A 16,123-nucleotide genomic window follows, 5' to 3' on the forward strand; every position below is an offset into this window, starting at 1 on the left:
TCAGAACACAATACGGTTGAAACAATAACAAGGAGCAAACGGAATATGAAACGCCTGACGACCCTGCTGCTGTCCGTAGTGGCTATCGCCGGACTCAGTGGCTGCCAGAAAGATGCAGAACAAGCCGCTGTGGCTGCACCGCAGCAAACCTTTAAATGGAAGCTGGTAACGTCCTGGCCGAAAAATTTCCCCGGTCTTGGCACGGCGCCAGAGCGTTTCGCGACAATGGTGAACGATATGTCGGCCGGCCGTCTGCAGATTAAAGTCTACGGTGCCGGCGAGCTGGTTCCCGCACTGCAGGTGTTCGATGCGGTATCTCAGGGCACGGCCGAAATGGGTCACAGTGGTGCGTATTACTGGAAGGGCAAAGCCGCTGCGGCACAGTTTTTTACCTCGGTACCTTTCGGTCTGACAGCGCAGGAAATGAATGGCTGGATTCAGTACGGTGGTGGTCAGCAATTATGGGAAGAGGTTTACGCGCCGTTTAATTTATTACCGCTGCCGGGTGGTAATACCGGTGTGCAGATGGGCGGCTGGTTTAATAAAGAAATTAACAGCGTCTCCGATCTTGAAGGTCTGAAAATGCGTATTCCGGGTCTGGGCGGTGAAGTGCTGGCCCGTGCCGGTGGTACGCCGGTGACCTTGCCGGGTGGTGAAATTTTCACCTCACTGCAGACCGGTGCCATCGACGCCACCGAGTGGGTTGGCCCATATAACGATCTGGCATTTGGCTTATATAAAGTCGCTAAACATTATTACTATCCGGGCTGGCACGAGCCGGGTTCGATGATGGAATTTGTGATTAATAAGACCGCCTTTGAAAAACTGCCGAAAGATCTGCAGGCCATTGTGCGTGTGGCAACCAAAGCCATTAACGAAGATATGCTGGCCGAATACACCACGCGTAATCAGGCCGCGCTGACCGAGCTGAAAGAAAAGCACGGCGTGGATGTGCGCGCATTTCCGGATGATGTGCTGAGTAAGCTGCAGGTGTTATCGGAGCAGGTAGTGGCTGAAGTGTCGGCGGCTGATCCGCTGGCGCAGAAGGTTTATAACTCGTACAAAAACTACCGTGATCAGGTGAAGGCTTACCATGCGGTGAGCGAGCAGGCCTATATCAACGCGCGGGATTGATAGTGCAAGTCTGACGCCGGAGGTCTGGCGTCAGACGCTCAGCTTCCGACTAGTATCGATAATTCTTATAGCCAATTCCCAGCTCTTCAAAATTCGCTTCCATCTGCTCGATATCGTATTCACCCAAACCGAGATAGGTTAACACCTCGCTACCGATATTCTGCCACTCCAGGTCTTCTGACTGCCGGCCAAGTATGCGGTAATTTCCGCAGATATGTTCAGCCAGTTTGAGAATGGCGAGCAATGTTTTTCCTTCCGAATCTTTGTAGTTGTTGGCGGCAAAAAAACGCGAAGCGCTGTGGTGTTCGGCAATAACATCACAGAGTAGTTTAGGCAGATTCCACGACTTGGCGGTGTAATAACCGATCACCGCGTGGTTAGTGTTCAGATGCTGATTTTCGACATCCACTACCCGCAGTTCCGGGTGGGCGTAAGACTCTTCCATCACCTGCAGATAATTATCGAAGCGGGCCATCAGCAGCGGAATACCACAGTTATGAAACAGGCCGAGCAGATAGGCCATATCCGGATTTGGGTAACCCACCTGCTTGGCAATGGAAGTCGATACCTGAGCAATATCGTTGGCGGTGTCCCAGAAGCGGTTCATATTAACGATGGTTTCGTCGCTCATCTGACTCTTGATGGATAAGCCATTGATGATATTCACCACACTGTTGAGACCAATCAGGCTGACCGCCTGAGCAACGGAAGTAATACGGTTTTTCAGGCCGTAAAAAGGCGAATTCACTACTTTAAGAACCGTACCGGACAGACCGACATCCTGGCTGATCAGTTTGGAAATACGGCCAAGATCGGGGTCGGGCATAAACTGTTCCATCTGCAGATCAACCAGAATCTGTGGCTGCGGCGGGATTTTAATGCCCTGCATGATGTGCAGTATCTGCTCTTCTGAAAGTTCCTGAGGCATAGCCAGTCCACGGGGGGAGAAGAATGTCATCAAGAATAGCACCGCTTTCTGGGGAAGTTTGTCAGAGCATGCGTATAATGCGCTCCTTTTTGTAACCGGCCTCAGAGGTGAACCATGCTCCCGACACTGCGACTCAAAGCCAAGGCTGAACGCCGTCTGAAAGGCGGTCACCTGTGGGTATACAGCAATGAAGTGGATATCGCTGTTACGCCACTGAAAAACATGACCGCCGGTACTGAGGTTGTGGTCGAAGCCGCCAACGGCAAAGCGCTGGGAGTTGCTGTGGTCAGTCCGGAACAACTGATCTGTGCACGGCTGTTCAGCCGCGACAGCAAGCAGACGCTGGATACCTCTCTGATCGTGCACCGCCTGCAGGTCGCACAGAGTGGCCGTGAACTGTGGTATCCGCAGTCCTGTTACCGCTGGGTGTTTGGTGACAGCGATGGTCTGCCGGGGCTGGTGATTGACCGTTTTGGCGATGTGGTGGTGATCCAGATTTCCAGTGTGGCAATGGAGCTGCGTCGTCAGGCCATTATTGATGCCGTCAATAAAGTCGCCAAACCACAGTGCATCGTGCTGAAAAACGATGGCAAGCTGCGCGCGGTCGAAGGTTTGCCAGAGTACGTGGAAGTGATTCAGGGCGCGCTGGAAGACGATTGTGCGCCGCTGGTAGAAAACGATACCCGCTTTATGGCGCCGGTGATTCACGGTCAGAAAACCGGTTGGTTCTATGATCACCGTGAAAACCGCGCACAGCTGAACCGTCTGGTTAAAGGCAAGCGCGTGCTGGATGTATTCAGCTACGTTGGCGGCTGGGGTGTGCAGGCGGCCAATCATGGTGCGGCGGAAGTACATTGCGTTGACGCTTCGGCTCAGGCGCTCGACTGGGTAGAGCAGAACGCAGCGCTGAATGGCGTGGCAGAAAAAGTACATTGCTGGGAAGGCGATGCCTTTGCCGCGCTGCGCCAGCTGAAGGATAACGGTGAGCGCTTTGATGTGGTGGTAATGGACCCGCCGGCACTGATCCCGCGCCGCAAAGACATTAAAGCCGGTGAGCAGGCTTATCACCGCCTGAACCAGCTGGCGATGCGCTTGCTGAGTAAAGACGGTTTGCTGGTGGCGGCATCCTGTTCCATGCATCTGGCGGAAGAGCGTCTGCCGGATATGTTGCGTGTTATGGGGCGTGAGCTGGATCGTGAAGTGATGATTCAGCATGTCGGCAGTCAGGGGGCCGACCATCCGGTATTACCGGCCATCGCCGAAACCCGTTATCTGAAAGCGGTGTTTGCCCGCGTGCTGCCGACCCGCTGAGGCAGTGCTGCACAGACACGCAATAAAAAAGGGAGCCTGAGCTCCCTTTTTTTGTGTGATTGTTCGCGTCAGTTGGCGCTGGCGAGCGGGACATTCAGCGCGCTGGCAGTGCGTTGCAGCAGTGACATCAGCTCAATAATACGCTGGCGGCATTGCTGACGGGCTTCGGCATCAGCCACACCCTGCTGTTTCCAGTTTTCAACACTGTCATCGAGCAGCTGTAACTGCTGCTGCCACTCCAGACTCAGCGCTTCATTACGCTGACCAAGTAAAGCCGGTAAGCCGGTGCCGGCTTCGGTTTCACTCAGCGGGAAGTACAGGTTGCGGATACCCGCTACGACAGCGCCGGTATCTGCCCAGGTGGTCTGGCTGAATTCACTGCTGGTACCACTCAGGCGTTTGCCCAGTAATTCATCCGACAGTAATTTCTGCGTCGCACTGAAGGCCGCTTTTAATACCAGGTCCGGCTCAGAACGCTGCAGCAGGTTTGCATAGTAGCCGTTGCTCGGCTCCCAGCGGCGTTGCAGCCGGTGCAGATGTTTCTGCAGCTGCTCACTCAGCAATTGCACATACTGGCGACGGCGGTTGTGGTTCTGTACATCGATATCCAGCGGCTCTTCATCAGCACTGCTGGCTGCATCTTCGTGATGAACCACATCACCGGTTTCCGCTTCGCTGTTGCTGCCACCTTCGCTGGCTACAACAACGGGTGCAGTATTTTCCTGCGGGAAGAAGTCGCGTGGTGAGCGCTGGCCATCGGCGCCCCACAGCATAAATTCAAACGCGTGATAGCCCAGACTGGCATAACTCGGATCGGAGAAACCGTGCTGTGCCAGCAGGCTGTCTTCATTCAGTTCAAGGGTCAGGTCGTTAACAATGCCGCTGAACGGATAGCCGGGCACATGGTCGATATAGCCACCTTCGATTGGCCAGCTGTCGAGCAGGCTCAGGGTATGCTGATAGTCGATGCCTTTTTTGTGCCAGTCTGGCGGATCGTTGATTGGCAGCTTGGCGTAGATCAGCGTCTGCAGGTAGGCGCTGTACGCATTACGCCAGGCCTGACGAACCTCGGCCAGAGTCATAGGATTTGGGTGATAAAGAAAGGAGGCCAGTCGGCTGTCGAGTTCCTGCGCGGTCTGTGCCGCCATCGACATATCGGTGTAGGCGCTAAGCCCCAGATGAGCAGCAAAAGCGCTGCTGTCTAAGGTGCTGTCCTGTTCGTTAGCCGTACCTGCGGCCTGTTCTGCAGGGGTATCCTGCTGCAGTGCAGGTTGATCGCAGCCGGTCAGTAAACCACTTAATAACAGGGCGCTGACCAGCACCGGCTTTGCGTACTTCACAGGCTTACTCCTGATCCCTGAGGCTGATAATAGGCCAGCCTTTCTGTGTGGCGATGGCGGCCAGTCGGTCATCCGGGTCAACCGCTACCGGATTATCCACAATTTCCAGCAGTGGCAGATCATTATGAGAGTCACTGTAAAAGTAGCTGCCGGCCAGTTCAAACCCCTGTTGCTGCAGCCACTCCTGCAAACGAACCACTTTACCCTGCTGGAAGCTTGGTATGCCGACAATATTGCCGGTATAGCGTTCATCCTGCATCTCCGGATGCGGGGCGATAATATGCTCAATGCCCAGCAGTTCGGCTATCGGATAGGTCACAAAACCATTGGTTGCCGTAATAATCAGCAGGGTATCACCGAGACGTTTGTGGTGGGCGATCAGATCACGGCTTTTTTGCGAGATAAGCGGCATTATGCGCGCCTTGAGGAATGCGGCGCGGGTATCCAGCATATGCTGCAACGGATACTGGGTCAGCGGCTTCAGGGCAAATGCCAGATACTCGTTGATATCCAGTGTGCCGGCTTTGTACTGTTCGTAAAAGTAATCGTTACGGAGCTTGTGTTGTTCAGGGTCTGCAAGCCCCTGATCGACCAAGTATTGTCCCCAGGCATGGTCGCTGTCGCCATCCAGCAGGGTGTGGTCGAGATCGAAAATAGCCAGTGCCACGAGAGTCAGCCTTTTTCCGGTGCCGGTTAGAAAATTAGTCGCTATTCTAAGGGCAACAGCGCATACTTTCCTTATAATTCTGAGTTTCAAACGAAGAAATAATCGAACATATTGGTTCTAAATAATGCCGGCTGCCAGTACGTGGATAGTGGCAACTTCCGGGTAATTCGGCCTGTCGGTCCGGTTTGAATCAGCTGGTCTTATCCGTCTGTTCCTGCCTGTCATTACGCCTGTTGTCATCCGCCTTATCTTCAACTGCTTGACCTTTGTGTTGAAATCGGCAAGTTTTGAACCATCAGACTTTATTGGACGGCATTGTGATTGACGAACATGGTTACCGCCCGAATGTCGGTATTATCCTTTGTAATGACAAAGGACAGGTCCTCTGGGCAAGACGTATTGGCCAGGATGCCTGGCAGTTTCCCCAGGGGGGAATCAAGGAAGGGGAATCGCCTGAAAAGGCACTCTATCGTGAATTAATGGAAGAAGTCGGCCTGAGTGCACAGGATGTACAGATACTTGGCTGTACCCGCGGCTGGTTACGCTACCGTTTGCCGCGGCGCATGGTGCGCCATGACAGCCGGCCTGTCTGTGTCGGACAAAAACAGAAATGGTTTCTGCTTAAACTGGTGGGCGACGATTCGCGGATCAATGTCAGCGCCACCGACAAGCCGGAATTTGATGGCTGGAGCTGGGTCAGTTACTGGTTCCCGCTGGGGGGCGTGGTTGCATTCAAACGTGATGTGTATCGTCGTGCCATGACGGAACTGGCACCACGCATTGCCAAGCTGCAACGGAAAACCGGCTGAGGGTTTATGCTTGATATTCTGAGACGCATTGTTCAGGAAGTCAGTTCCGCAACCGATCTGAGCGACGCTCTGAAGGTGGTTGTGGCACGCATCCGTGCGGCTATGAATACCGAAGTATGCTCCGTATATCTGTTTGACCCGGAAAGTAAACGCTATGTGCTGATGGCCACTGAAGGTCTGAAGCAGGAAGCGGTTGGCCGGGTCAGCCTCAGCTCTTCGCAGGGTCTTGTCGGCCTGGTTGGTTCGCGAGAGGAGCCCATCAACGTCGATAATGCACCGACTCACCCGCGCTTTCACTTTTTATCCGAGACTGGTGAAGATCCTTTCCTGTCTTTTCTCGGGGTGCCGATTATTCATCATAAACGCCTGATGGGCGTGATGGTGGTGCAGCAGCGTGACAGCCGCCAGTTTGACGAAAGCGAAGAAGCTTTTCTGGTCACTATGTCGGCGCAGCTGGCTGGCGTTATTGCCCATGCCGAAGCGACCGGCAATATTCTGGATATTCCCTCTGCGACCAATGAGCGCAAGAAAAGCACCCGCTTTAACGGCGCGCCCGGCGCCCCCGGAGTTGGGCTCGGCCAGGCCTTTGTATTGTCTCCCGCGGCCGACCTCAGCGGGGTTGTGGATAAAGAAGCAGAGTCGGTTGATGACGAGATTGGGCGTTTTGATCTTGCACTGGAAGCGGCCCGTGAAGAAATCCGTATATTAGGCGAGAAGCTCAGCAGCGAACTGCGCCCCGAAGAAATGGCACTGTTCGATGTCTACCTGAACATGCTGGATGATCACGCGCTGGGTGCCGAAGTAAAGGCCCGCATCCGTGAAGGCAGCTGGGCTCAGGGAGCTTTGCGTCAGGTGGTCATGCAATACGTCGGTCATTTCCAGCTGATGGAAGATGTTTACCTGCGCGAGCGCGCTACCGATATTATCGATCTGGGAACCCGTATTCTGGCCCACCTGCAGGGCAGTGATGCTCATGCGCAGGAATACGAATTCCCGGATGACACCATTCTGGTCAGCGAAGAGCTGACACCGGCAATGCTGGGTGAAGTTCCGCCGGGTAAGTTGCGCGGTCTGGTCTCGGTTAAAGGCTCATCCAACTCGCATGTGGCGATTTTGGCCCGGGCAATGGGCATTCCGACGGTTATGGGCGTGGTTGATGTGCCTTATGCCCAGCTGCATGGACTCGAGCTGATCGTGGATGGGTACCGCGGGCAGATTTTCTCCAGCCCCAACGATGAACTGCGTGAGCAGTATCAGGCGATTTTTGATGAAGAGCAGGCACTGCAGAAAGATCTGCAGGTGCTGCGCGATGAGCCGGCTGAGACGCTGGATGGTCACCGTATTCCGCTGTGGGTAAATACCGGCCTGATTACCGATGCTGTGCGCAGCCTGGAGCGTGGCGCTGAAGGTGTTGGCCTGTACCGCACCGAAGTGCCGTTTATGATGAAGGACCGCTTTCCCAGCGAAAGCGAGCAACAAAAGATCTACCGTCAGCAGTTGGAGACCTTTGCACCGAACCCGGTAACCATGCGTACTCTGGATATCGGTGGCGACAAAGCGCTGACTTACTTTCCGATTAATGAAGCCAACCCGTTTCTTGGCTGGCGTGGTATTCGTGTAACGCTGGATCATCCGGAAATTTTTCTGGTACAGATCCGTGCCATGCTGAAAGCCAGCGAAGGGCTGAACAATCTGCGCATTATGCTGCCGATGATTACCAGCGTCAGCGAAGTCGATGAAGCATTACACCTGATCTACCGTGCTCATGCGGAAGTTCTGGAGGAAGGCTTTGATGTTGAGATGCCTCAGGTCGGGGTGATGATTGAAGTTCCGGCTGCGGTTTATCAGATTCGTGAACTTGGCCAGCGTGTTGATTTTCTCTCCGTTGGCAGTAACGATCTGACCCAGTATCTGCTGGCTGTGGACCGCAATAATCCACGGGTTGCTGATCTTTATCAGGCCTTTCACCCTGCGGTACTGACGGCGCTGAAGATGATTGCCGATATGGCGCACGAAATTGGCAAGCCGGTGAGTGTCTGTGGCGAGTTAGCCGGTAATCCGCTGGGAGCCGTGCTGCTGATGGCGATGGGTTACGACATGATGTCGATGAACGCGACGAATTTGCCGAAGGTAAAGTCAGTCATCCGCGGTATCAGCCGCGAATGGGCCGATCAGTTACTGGCGGAAGTACTGCAGATAGAGAGTGCGCCGGTGATTACCGCGACGCTGCAGTTATCGCTGGAGAAGGCCGGTTTCGGCCGTATTATCGGGCCAGGGCGTAACTGATACGCCCATTTCTCAAGCCTGATCAGGCTGTCCAGTGCCGGGTACGACCGGTGTCGATATGAATAAAGCCACTCTTCGGATAATAACCAACACCACCATTGCCCATGGCCAGTGCGGCGCGGTGCAGATGACGGTGTGAAACTCCGGGAATACGGATGTCGATCGCCCGGCCCTGCATGTGCAGGCTGTGCTCGGCGACACCCGCGTTGGCATAGCGCAGACTGGCGTTTGATTCCGGTGCACGATAACCGGAGATGATGTACAGCGGTTCATGGCTGGCGAACAGTTGCTGCAGCTGATACATGTTTTGGTACAGCTCACGCTGCATGGCCATGACCTGATCGCGGCGGTGATCGCGTACAAGAAGATCCAGTTCTGCCACGCCATCATCGATATAACGACCGTTCGCCCAGAACGTACTGTTGGTAAATTCACCGGTGTGGATATTGTAGAGACGCAGAGTACGTTCTTCCTGTTGCCCGGCGAATACGCGGGTACTGCTCAGGCCGGTAATACCTGCCGCGCCAAGGCAAGCTGCCTGTTTCAGAAAGTGACGTCGTTGCATAGTGAATAATCTCCGCTACATCTGGTTTCAGCGTTTATTGAACGGAGTATGCCAAACACCTGCCAAAATAAACGGGCATCCTTAGACAAAAATACATAACGCTACATTTGTCATACTGAATAATGTAACCGGCTGACTCTGTGTCTTATCTGTTACAGACTGACGGCTGGATTTGTCGGTGGCAGACCGGCGATCAGGTCGCGATTATAAACATCATCACGTACCTGCAGAGTACCGTCCTGATCAACCCAGGTAGTCCAGTACATCAGATAGACCGGAACATCATCCTGCAGGCGGATGCGTGTGGTACGGTTCTGATCGATAGCGGAATCGATATTGTGGCGGTTCCAGCCCTGCTGACCGCGCAGCAGTTTTTCGGCCAGCAGGCGCGGTTTTTCTACCCGCACACAACCGGAGCTTAAGGCACGGTTGTCGAGGTTAAACAGCTGTGGCTGTGACGTATCGTGCAGGTAGATGTCTTTATCGTTGGGGAACAGGAATTTGATAGAGCCCAGCGCATTATCATCCCCGGCTTTCTGTACCAGGCGGTAAGGGAAATGACTGGCGCTGACCTTATTCCAGTTAATGGCATACGGCGAAATAAACTGGTCAACACCATCGACCCGGCCGATCACCTGGTAGCCTTTCTCTTCCAGATAGCCCGGATTACGGCGGATTTTCGGCAGCAGGCTGCTGACTGCAATACGTTTGGGCACCGACCAGGTTGGTGCCAGCTCCAGCGTACTGATTTTCTGAGCCATAACCGGAGTGCGGCGCTGCAGGTTACCGATAATGACTTTCATATCCAGCTCAACCGAGCCGCCGTTCATCAACTGCAGGCTGTAGTCAGCCATGTTAACCATCACATGACGCTGGCCAAGATCCCGTGGCAGGTGGCGCCAGCGCTTCATATTCAGGGCAATTTTCTGGGCGACCTGATAGGGCGGGGTGTTAAGCCATTTCAGCGTGCTCGCATCCAGTTCGCCGCTCTCCGGTAAGTGATGGCGCTTCTGAAAATGGCGCAGTGCGTCGGCCAGGGCGCTGTCGAATACGAATTCGGGGCGGCTCAGATCATGTGGCTCATCTTCGGCGGGTGCGCGGGTGCGTTCTTCGGCATCTTTAAACAGCCAGGACAGGGCACCTTTCTGCAGGTCACCATATTGTCCAAGCATCCAGCGCAAATGTGGCACCAGACGGTGACGCTCATCGTTTTTCAGCTGCAGGTTGTCGGGCAGCGGATACCAGCTACCGGAGTTGGCAATGGCTAAATAGCGGTTCAGCTCTTTGCGCAGACGGAGGTAGCCGGGGTGGGATGGCGTCAGGGTTTCAACCAGTGCATCCAGTTCGTTGCGGCGGATGGAGTCATTCAGCAGATCGATAATCTGCTCTTCACTGAACTGTATGGAGCTGCCTGCGGCGGATACTTTGCGGATCGACGGATGATCGCCTTCACCGGTATCGGGCAGCAGTTCAGCATTCAGTGCCTGCTGGGCATAGGTGATAAAGGCATCGGTGAGCAGCACTTCAACGGCAGTAGCCTGCTTGGGAATATTCGACAGACGGCTGGTTTCGCGTTCGAGGGTGGCCAGTTCGTAGCCATAGTTGCGCCAGTCGTCGGCAGCGGTTTCACGCAGTACCTGCAGCAGTTCGCGACCGGCTTCGGTCAGCTCAAAGCTGTTCATCCACACCGGCTGGTAATCGCGGCGCAGGTAAAAAGGCTCAATGCTCTGCACATGTTTCAGCCGCACCTCTCCCGCCACGTTGCGCGCGGATTCGATTAACCAGTGCTCCATATACTTCTGCGCCACTTTCGGTGGCATATAGGGCTTGGTATTGATGCTGGCTGCCAGAGCCGCAAACAACAGACCGATACACAGCAGGGCGATAAGGCCTGTCAGTGCGACGACGCGTTGCGGTTTCCGGGGTGTGTTCATGCTGTTCATGCACGAAGTATGGACGCCAGATAAGCAAAATGTGACGGGAATCGCGCTACCGTTCGCAGAATTTTGTAAGCGACTGCAAACGGTCGTTCGATTGGTTTGCTATGTGTCAAAAGAAACAACAACTTAGGTTTTTCTTTTGTAACAGGAGGGCTGTTTAACGGATTTCTGGCGGCTAATTCTTTGTTCTTAAAGTGGGCAATTGCCCACTTATTCAAGATCGACCGGCCAGGTCACCCGGCCGGCAATTCTGCCGTTACTGTCCCAGCTGAGTTCGGTTATTTCAACCCGTTCCTGCTGCGCCAGAATGCCACTGGAGCAGCGGGTGCCATAACCCGGAGCATGGATAAACTGAGCCGAGAGTAAGCGCTCCCATTCCAGAGGAACCCCGGTTTGTGGCAACTGATCGTCGGGGAAAGGGGAGTAATGATCAAGCAGTGCCGCCAGGCTAGCGCTGCCTCCGGGCTGTTGCAGCCATTGCTGTAGCTGCGTCCGTGCCCGTTCGGTTTTCGGCCAGGGAGTATTCAGCCAGGCATTACTCAGCGTGTGAATACCGGGTTCCAGCCGTTCCAGCCGCGGCTCGGGGTAGTTGCTGGCGTACCAGAGCTGGTTGCGGTTACCGCACAGCAGATTAAACGGCGCGTAGGTATCGCCTTTTTCCAGCACCGCGCGCAGGTATTTTTCCGGGTTGCGTGGCTCGCGCAGGTAATCCAGTACCAGATGGCCGCGTGACTGCGGCTCGGCAGGTCCGGCGCCGGGAGCGCGGATATTGGTCAGTGCGGCAAAACGTCCTTCTTTGGTGATACCAAGCCAGGTGCCGCCCTGTTGCAGATCTCGTCCGGCAAACAGCCCCGGGTATTCGCGCCATTCTTCCAGAGCACTGGCCGGGCGGGCATAGAATTCATCACGGTTGGCACTCAGAGTCAGCCACTGACTGTCCTGTGGTTGCCAGTTCAGTACGATCAGACACATAGGTATTTCCTGATAATGGTTACCGCAGGCATGCTCTGTTGCACAGGCGCTGCCGACTTTGCCCGCACTTTAGGTCATAATGCCGCCCCCTTAAACCGGAATTTTCATAGCTATGATGACTTTTCTGCTGTTCCTGGCGGTTGGCTCCGTTGCTGGTCTGTTAGCAGGTTTGTTTGGCATTGGCGGCGGTATGGTGATTGTACCTGTGCTGGTCATCACCTTTGCTGCACAGGGAGTGAGCGAAGCTGTACTCACTCACATGGCCGTAGCGACTTCGCTGGCAACTATCGTGTTTACTTCCCTCAGTTCGGTACGTGAACACCATCGTCAGGGGGCTGTGGACTGGACGCTGGTGGGGGTGATGAGTATCGGCATTGTGCTGGGCACTATGCTGGGCGTGTCTTTAATTACCGCAGTGCCGGGCCCGCTGTTGCAGAAAATTATCGGTGTCTTTGCCCTGCTGCTGGCGGCAAAAATGTTCTTCGGGCTGGAACCAAAAGGTGCTGGTAAGCGTCCAGGTAACCGCGGGCTGATTATGGCCGGCTCGGTGGTGGGCTTTGGTTCGTCCTGGTTTGGTATCGGCGGCGGCACCTTTACTGTGCCTTATCTGAGCTGGATGAAAATCCCTATGCGTCAGGCGGTAGCGACTTCAGCGGCCTGTGGTTTGCCGATTGCCCTGACCGGTGCCATCAGTAATGTGGCGGCGGGCTGGAATCATGCCGACCTGCCTGAATGGAGTACCGGATTTCTGTACTGGCCGGCCATTATCGGTATTGTGCTGACCAGCGTACCTTTTGCCAAAGTCGGTGCGAAGCTGGCTCACCGTCTGGATCAGGCTCTGCTGAAAAAAGGTTTTGCTCTGTTACTCTGTGCCGTCGGTATTAAGTTTCTGTTGTTTTAAGCGCATTTCATAAGGAGTTAAAAATAGGATGTTTTGCTTGAGTCTGACTGTTGTTGCAAGGAAGTCCGTATGCTGACCTACCCTGATATTGATCCTGTTGCGGTGGCCATTGGCCCGCTGAAAATTCACTGGTACGGCCTGATGTATCTGCTGGCTTTCGGTACCAGCTGGTGGCTGGCCAACATGCGCGCCAAGCGTCCGGGTTCAGGCTGGACACCACAGCAGGTGTCCGATCTGATTTTTTATGGCGCTATGGGCGTTATCCTTGGTGGCCGTTGTGGTTACGTGCTGTTTTACAACTTCCCGCAGTTTCTGGAAGACCCGTTGTGGTTGCTGCGTGTCTGGGAAGGTGGAATGTCATTCCATGGTGGCCTGCTGGGTGTTTTGCTGGCGCTGGCCTGGTTTGGCCATAAGTACAAAAAGAATTTCTTTGATGTCGGTGACTTTGTCGCGCCCTTCGTACCGCTGGGTCTGATGTTCGGCCGTATCGGTAACTTTATTGGTGGTGAGCTCTGGGGCCGGGTCGCTGATCCTGCGCATGTGCCCTGGGCGATGGTATTTCCTCGTGCCGGTGATCTGCCGCGTCACCCATCGCAGCTGTATCAGGCCGCACTTGAAGGCTTTCTGCTGTTTGTGATTCTGTGGTGGTTCTCCAGCCGGCCACGGCCACAAAAGGCCGTTGGCGCCGCTTTTCTGATAGGATACGGCCTGTTCCGCAGCATCGCTGAGTTCTTCCGTGAGCCGGATGCGCACATCGGCTTTGATCTGTTTGGCTGGATGAGTCGCGGACAATTGCTCAGTCTGCCGATGATTCTTATCGGTATCGCCTTTATGATCTGGGCTTACCGGGGTGCCAAAGCTCCGCATAAAACTGCTTAATCGACAGAGAGTGAATCATGAAACAATATCTGGATCTGATGCGTCATGTGCGCGAAAACGGCACCTTTAAAGAGGATCGTACCGGTACCGGCACGTACAGCTGTTTTGGCTATCAGATGCGCTTCGATCTCAGTGAAGGTTTTCCGCTGGTGACCACTAAAAAGCTGCACCTGCGCTCGATTATTCATGAGCTGTTGTGGTTTTTAAGTGGTGATACCAATATCCGCTATCTGAAAGAAAACGGCGTTTCGATCTGGGATGAGTGGGCGGATGAAGACGGTAATCTGGGGCCGGTGTATGGCTCGCAGTGGCGCAGCTGGCCGACCGCAGATGGCCGCCATATTGATCAGATCACGCAGGTGGTGAATCAGATCAAAAACAATCCTGACTCGCGCCGTCTGATTGTGTCGGCCTGGAACGTCGGCGAAATTGAAAACATGGCCCTGCCGCCTTGCCATGCGTTTTTCCAGTTTTATGTGGCTGACGGCAAGCTGTCGTGCCAGCTGTATCAGCGCAGCGCCGATATTTTCCTTGGCGTACCGTTCAACATCGCCAGCTATGCACTGCTGGTGTATATGGTGGCGCAGCAGTGTGATCTGCAGGTGGGTGATTTTGTCTGGACCGGCGGTGATGTGCATCTGTACGCCAACCACCTGGAGCAGACCGACTTACAGCTCAGCCGTGAGCCTATGGCGCTGCCAAAGCTGGTGATTCAGCGTAAGCCCGACAGCCTGTTCGATTATAAGTTTGAAGATTTCGTGATCGAAGGTTACGAATCCCACCCTCATATCAAAGCACCGGTTGCGGTGTGAAAAGCGCCCTGACCGCCAGTAGCGGTCAGGGTTGCTCCTGTCAGAAACGGTAATTTACCTGCACCCCCAGATTATTGAGTATGCCTTCTGAATGACCTTCGGCGCGGTGCTGGGTACCGGCCGGGTTTTCGCGGGCATTGATATCGGCACGGGCGATAGTGATCAGGCTGTAGGCCAGATCGACATCCCACTCTGCTGCTGGCTTATAGCTCAGTCCGAAACCGAAAATATGGCGGTCTGCATCAGGGCCGCGCGGTGTGCGGTAATCGGCGTCTTTTACCGGTGATTCATCCTGGCTGTAGCCGGTGCGCAGCACCAGTTCAGGCGTTGCCTGATAACGCAGGGCAATACCCGCGCGCCAGGTGTCGGAAAAATTCAGTGGCTGTACCAGATCACGGCGGCGTACATCATCACCTGAGCCGGTGATGTCCGAGCCTCCACGGCTGCTGGTGTCTTCATATTCCAGGCGGATTTCCTTAAATACCGACCAGTTGGTGTAGGTAACGCTGCCCATCAGAGCGATGCGATCGCTGAGATCGTAATGGGCGCTCAGTGTCAGTAATTGCGGCAGATGAATGCGCGAGACAATATCGCCACCGAGTGAGCCACGCTCATCGAAGGCTTTTTCCAGTGTCTCGGCCGCTTCCTGCTGGGTCAGGCCAGAATCGGCCGAAATCTGGGTAATAAAATTATCCTTGAACCCAGCCTGCTCCAGCGTCGTCCGTTTCGCTTCGCCCTCGGCAATATGCGAAATCTGGCTGCGGTAGTTCAGGCCCAGGCGCAGAGCATCCAGTGGTTGCCACAACATACCGGCACTGAAGCCATAGGCCACACTGGCAATCTCAATTTCATTAAGCACCTGATATTCCGGTTTTGAGCCGTAGTTATTCAGCAGCGTTGGCGCTACCGCCTGCGCGGCAGAGGCACCACTTTGCTCTTCAACACGCTCGAGCACGGCCTCGGCCACCAGATAGCCAAGATCAATCTGGTTGGTGAGGCGGGCGCTGTACGACTGAATCACCACGCCGAGGCCAAGCGATAACGTGTCGCTGGCGCGGAACGCAAAGGTCGGGTTGATATTGACCGCAGTCTGCTGGGTTTCTTCTGAGTGATAGCGGCCGGCCCAGCCTGTCGGGAATTCGGTGCCGGAGCCAAAAGGGGCATACAGACCAATACCAATGGCAGCATCTTCATTCAGGCGCTGGCTGTAATAGATGTGTGGTACTACGGTCAGTTGCTTGCTGTTGCCAGCGCCCGGGCCGTTGACTTCACGCGCCGGCAGGCCATACAGCGACTCCACACGTTCGCTGATAAAACGTGCTTCGTAATCAATTTCGGCGTGCACAAAAGACAAGCCGCCGCTGAACTGGCGGCCCTGGAGGCGCATCAGGCCTGCAGGGTTATGGGCGATAACCGAAGCATCTTCCAGCAGCGTGGCAGTACCGGCGTAACCATGGGCCATTTCTTTAGCACCGTGCTGGGTCAGTTCCAGACCGGCGGCCTGAACGGTATTAATTGTGGTGATGGCCAGCGCAAGCGGCAGCCAGCGGGAGTGAAGGAGCATATCCCTAATCCTGTT

General features: G+C 54.7%; 14 protein-coding genes. 7 read left to right on the top strand and 7 right to left on the bottom strand.

Features of this window, described 5'->3' with window-relative positions:
- The first annotated feature begins 45 nt into the window (after positions 1–45).
- Complete coding sequence (locus HUF19_RS00785) at positions 46–1,134, top strand: TRAP transporter substrate-binding protein (protein ID WP_260998064.1); 1,089 nt, start codon at positions 46–48, stop codon at positions 1,132–1,134.
- Between the two features lie 49 nt (positions 1,135–1,183).
- Here HUF19_RS00785 and HUF19_RS00790 read toward each other — a convergent pair whose 3' ends face one another.
- Positions 1,184–2,062, bottom strand: a complete 879-nt coding sequence (locus HUF19_RS00790) for an HDOD domain-containing protein (protein WP_260998065.1) — start codon at positions 2,060–2,062, stop codon at positions 1,184–1,186.
- A gap of 114 nt (positions 2,063–2,176) precedes the next feature.
- Here HUF19_RS00790 and HUF19_RS00795 point away from each other — a divergent pair, with 114 nt between their 5' ends.
- Entirely contained in the window at positions 2,177–3,373 is a 1,197-nt protein-coding gene (locus HUF19_RS00795; protein WP_260998066.1) for a class I SAM-dependent rRNA methyltransferase, read from the top strand.
- A gap of 68 nt (positions 3,374–3,441) precedes the next feature.
- Here the strand turns inward: HUF19_RS00795 and HUF19_RS00800 are convergent, their stop codons facing one another.
- Both HUF19_RS00800 and HUF19_RS00805 read right to left on the bottom strand, forming a co-directional pair.
- The gene (locus tag HUF19_RS00800) at positions 3,442–4,713 is read right to left on the bottom strand and encodes an imelysin family protein (RefSeq protein WP_260998067.1); all 1,272 of its coding nucleotides are present in this window, start codon (positions 4,711–4,713) and stop codon (positions 3,442–3,444) included.
- A gap of 4 nt (positions 4,714–4,717) precedes the next feature.
- Positions 4,718–5,380, bottom strand: a complete 663-nt coding sequence (locus HUF19_RS00805) for a histidinol-phosphatase (RefSeq protein ID WP_260998068.1) — start codon at positions 5,378–5,380, stop codon at positions 4,718–4,720.
- 317 nt (positions 5,381–5,697) lie between these two features.
- Between HUF19_RS00805 and rppH the strand changes: the two genes are divergently transcribed.
- Both rppH and ptsP read left to right on the top strand, forming a co-directional pair.
- Entirely contained in the window at positions 5,698–6,189 is a 492-nt protein-coding gene (rppH, locus tag HUF19_RS00810; protein WP_260998069.1) for an RNA pyrophosphohydrolase, read from the top strand.
- Between the two features lie 6 nt (positions 6,190–6,195).
- Positions 6,196–8,475 carry a phosphoenolpyruvate--protein phosphotransferase gene (gene ptsP, locus HUF19_RS00815; RefSeq protein ID WP_260998070.1) on the top strand — a complete coding sequence of 760 codons (2,280 nt, stop codon included), beginning with the start codon at positions 6,196–6,198 and terminating at the stop codon, positions 8,473–8,475.
- 22 nt (positions 8,476–8,497) lie between these two features.
- On the opposite strand, the gene mepK is transcribed toward ptsP, so the two are convergent.
- The 3 genes from mepK to HUF19_RS00830 form a co-directional block, all read right to left on the bottom strand.
- A complete protein-coding gene (gene mepK / locus HUF19_RS00820; RefSeq protein WP_260998071.1) occupies positions 8,498–9,040 on the bottom strand; it encodes a peptidoglycan L,D-endopeptidase MepK in 543 nt (180 codons plus the stop codon).
- A gap of 152 nt (positions 9,041–9,192) precedes the next feature.
- A complete protein-coding gene (locus HUF19_RS00825; RefSeq protein ID WP_260998072.1) occupies positions 9,193–10,974 on the bottom strand; it encodes a L,D-transpeptidase family protein in 1,782 nt (593 codons plus the stop codon).
- A 216-nt stretch (positions 10,975–11,190) separates the two neighbouring features.
- Entirely contained in the window at positions 11,191–11,952 is a 762-nt protein-coding gene (locus HUF19_RS00830) for an NRDE family protein (RefSeq protein ID WP_260998073.1), read from the bottom strand.
- Positions 11,953–12,064: 112 nt separating this feature from the next.
- On the opposite strand from HUF19_RS00830, the gene HUF19_RS00835 reads away from it, so the two are divergent.
- From HUF19_RS00835 to thyA, 3 genes are all read left to right on the top strand, one after another.
- Positions 12,065–12,853 (top strand): sulfite exporter TauE/SafE family protein, encoded by a 789-nt coding sequence (locus tag HUF19_RS00835; RefSeq protein ID WP_366516524.1) that lies wholly within the window; start codon positions 12,065–12,067, stop codon positions 12,851–12,853.
- 69 nt (positions 12,854–12,922) lie between these two features.
- The gene (gene lgt / locus HUF19_RS00840; RefSeq protein WP_260998074.1) at positions 12,923–13,732 is read left to right on the top strand and encodes a prolipoprotein diacylglyceryl transferase; all 810 of its coding nucleotides are present in this window, start codon (positions 12,923–12,925) and stop codon (positions 13,730–13,732) included.
- 17 nt (positions 13,733–13,749) lie between these two features.
- Complete coding sequence (gene thyA / locus HUF19_RS00845; RefSeq protein ID WP_260998075.1) at positions 13,750–14,544, top strand: thymidylate synthase; 795 nt, start codon at positions 13,750–13,752, stop codon at positions 14,542–14,544.
- A gap of 40 nt (positions 14,545–14,584) precedes the next feature.
- On the opposite strand, the gene HUF19_RS00850 is transcribed toward thyA, so the two are convergent.
- Positions 14,585–16,108, bottom strand: a complete 1,524-nt coding sequence (locus HUF19_RS00850; RefSeq protein WP_260998076.1) for an OmpP1/FadL family transporter — start codon at positions 16,106–16,108, stop codon at positions 14,585–14,587.
- Positions 16,109–16,123 lie beyond the last annotated feature (15 nt).

The sequence above is a fragment of the Thalassolituus hydrocarboniclasticus genome (assembly GCF_025345565.1).
GTDB lineage: Bacteria > Pseudomonadota > Gammaproteobacteria > Pseudomonadales > Oceanobacteraceae > Venatoribacter > Venatoribacter hydrocarboniclasticus.

Bases quoted from the DNA above. Each gene is read 5' to 3' on its own strand.
- HUF19_RS00785 (WP_260998064.1), top strand. From the start codon at position 46: ATGAAACGCCTGACGACCCTGCTGCTGTCCGTAGTGGCTATCGCCGGA.
- HUF19_RS00790 (WP_260998065.1), bottom strand. From the start codon at position 2,062: ATGCCTCAGGAACTTTCAGAAGAGCAGATACTGCACATCATGCAGGGC.
- HUF19_RS00795 (WP_260998066.1), top strand. From the start codon at position 2,177: ATGCTCCCGACACTGCGACTCAAAGCCAAGGCTGAACGCCGTCTGAAA.
- ptsP (WP_260998070.1), top strand. From the start codon at position 6,196: ATGCTTGATATTCTGAGACGCATTGTTCAGGAAGTCAGTTCCGCAACC.
- mepK (WP_260998071.1), bottom strand. From the start codon at position 9,040: ATGCAACGACGTCACTTTCTGAAACAGGCAGCTTGCCTTGGCGCGGCA.
- HUF19_RS00825 (WP_260998072.1), bottom strand. From the start codon at position 10,974: ATGAACACACCCCGGAAACCGCAACGCGTCGTCGCACTGACAGGCCTT.
- HUF19_RS00830 (WP_260998073.1), bottom strand. From the start codon at position 11,952: ATGTGTCTGATCGTACTGAACTGGCAACCACAGGACAGTCAGTGGCTG.
- HUF19_RS00835 (WP_366516524.1), top strand. From the start codon at position 12,065: ATGATGACTTTTCTGCTGTTCCTGGCGGTTGGCTCCGTTGCTGGTCTG.
- lgt (WP_260998074.1), top strand. From the start codon at position 12,923: ATGCTGACCTACCCTGATATTGATCCTGTTGCGGTGGCCATTGGCCCG.
- thyA (WP_260998075.1), top strand. From the start codon at position 13,750: ATGAAACAATATCTGGATCTGATGCGTCATGTGCGCGAAAACGGCACC.
- HUF19_RS00850 (WP_260998076.1), bottom strand. From the start codon at position 16,108: ATGCTCCTTCACTCCCGCTGGCTGCCGCTTGCGCTGGCCATCACCACA.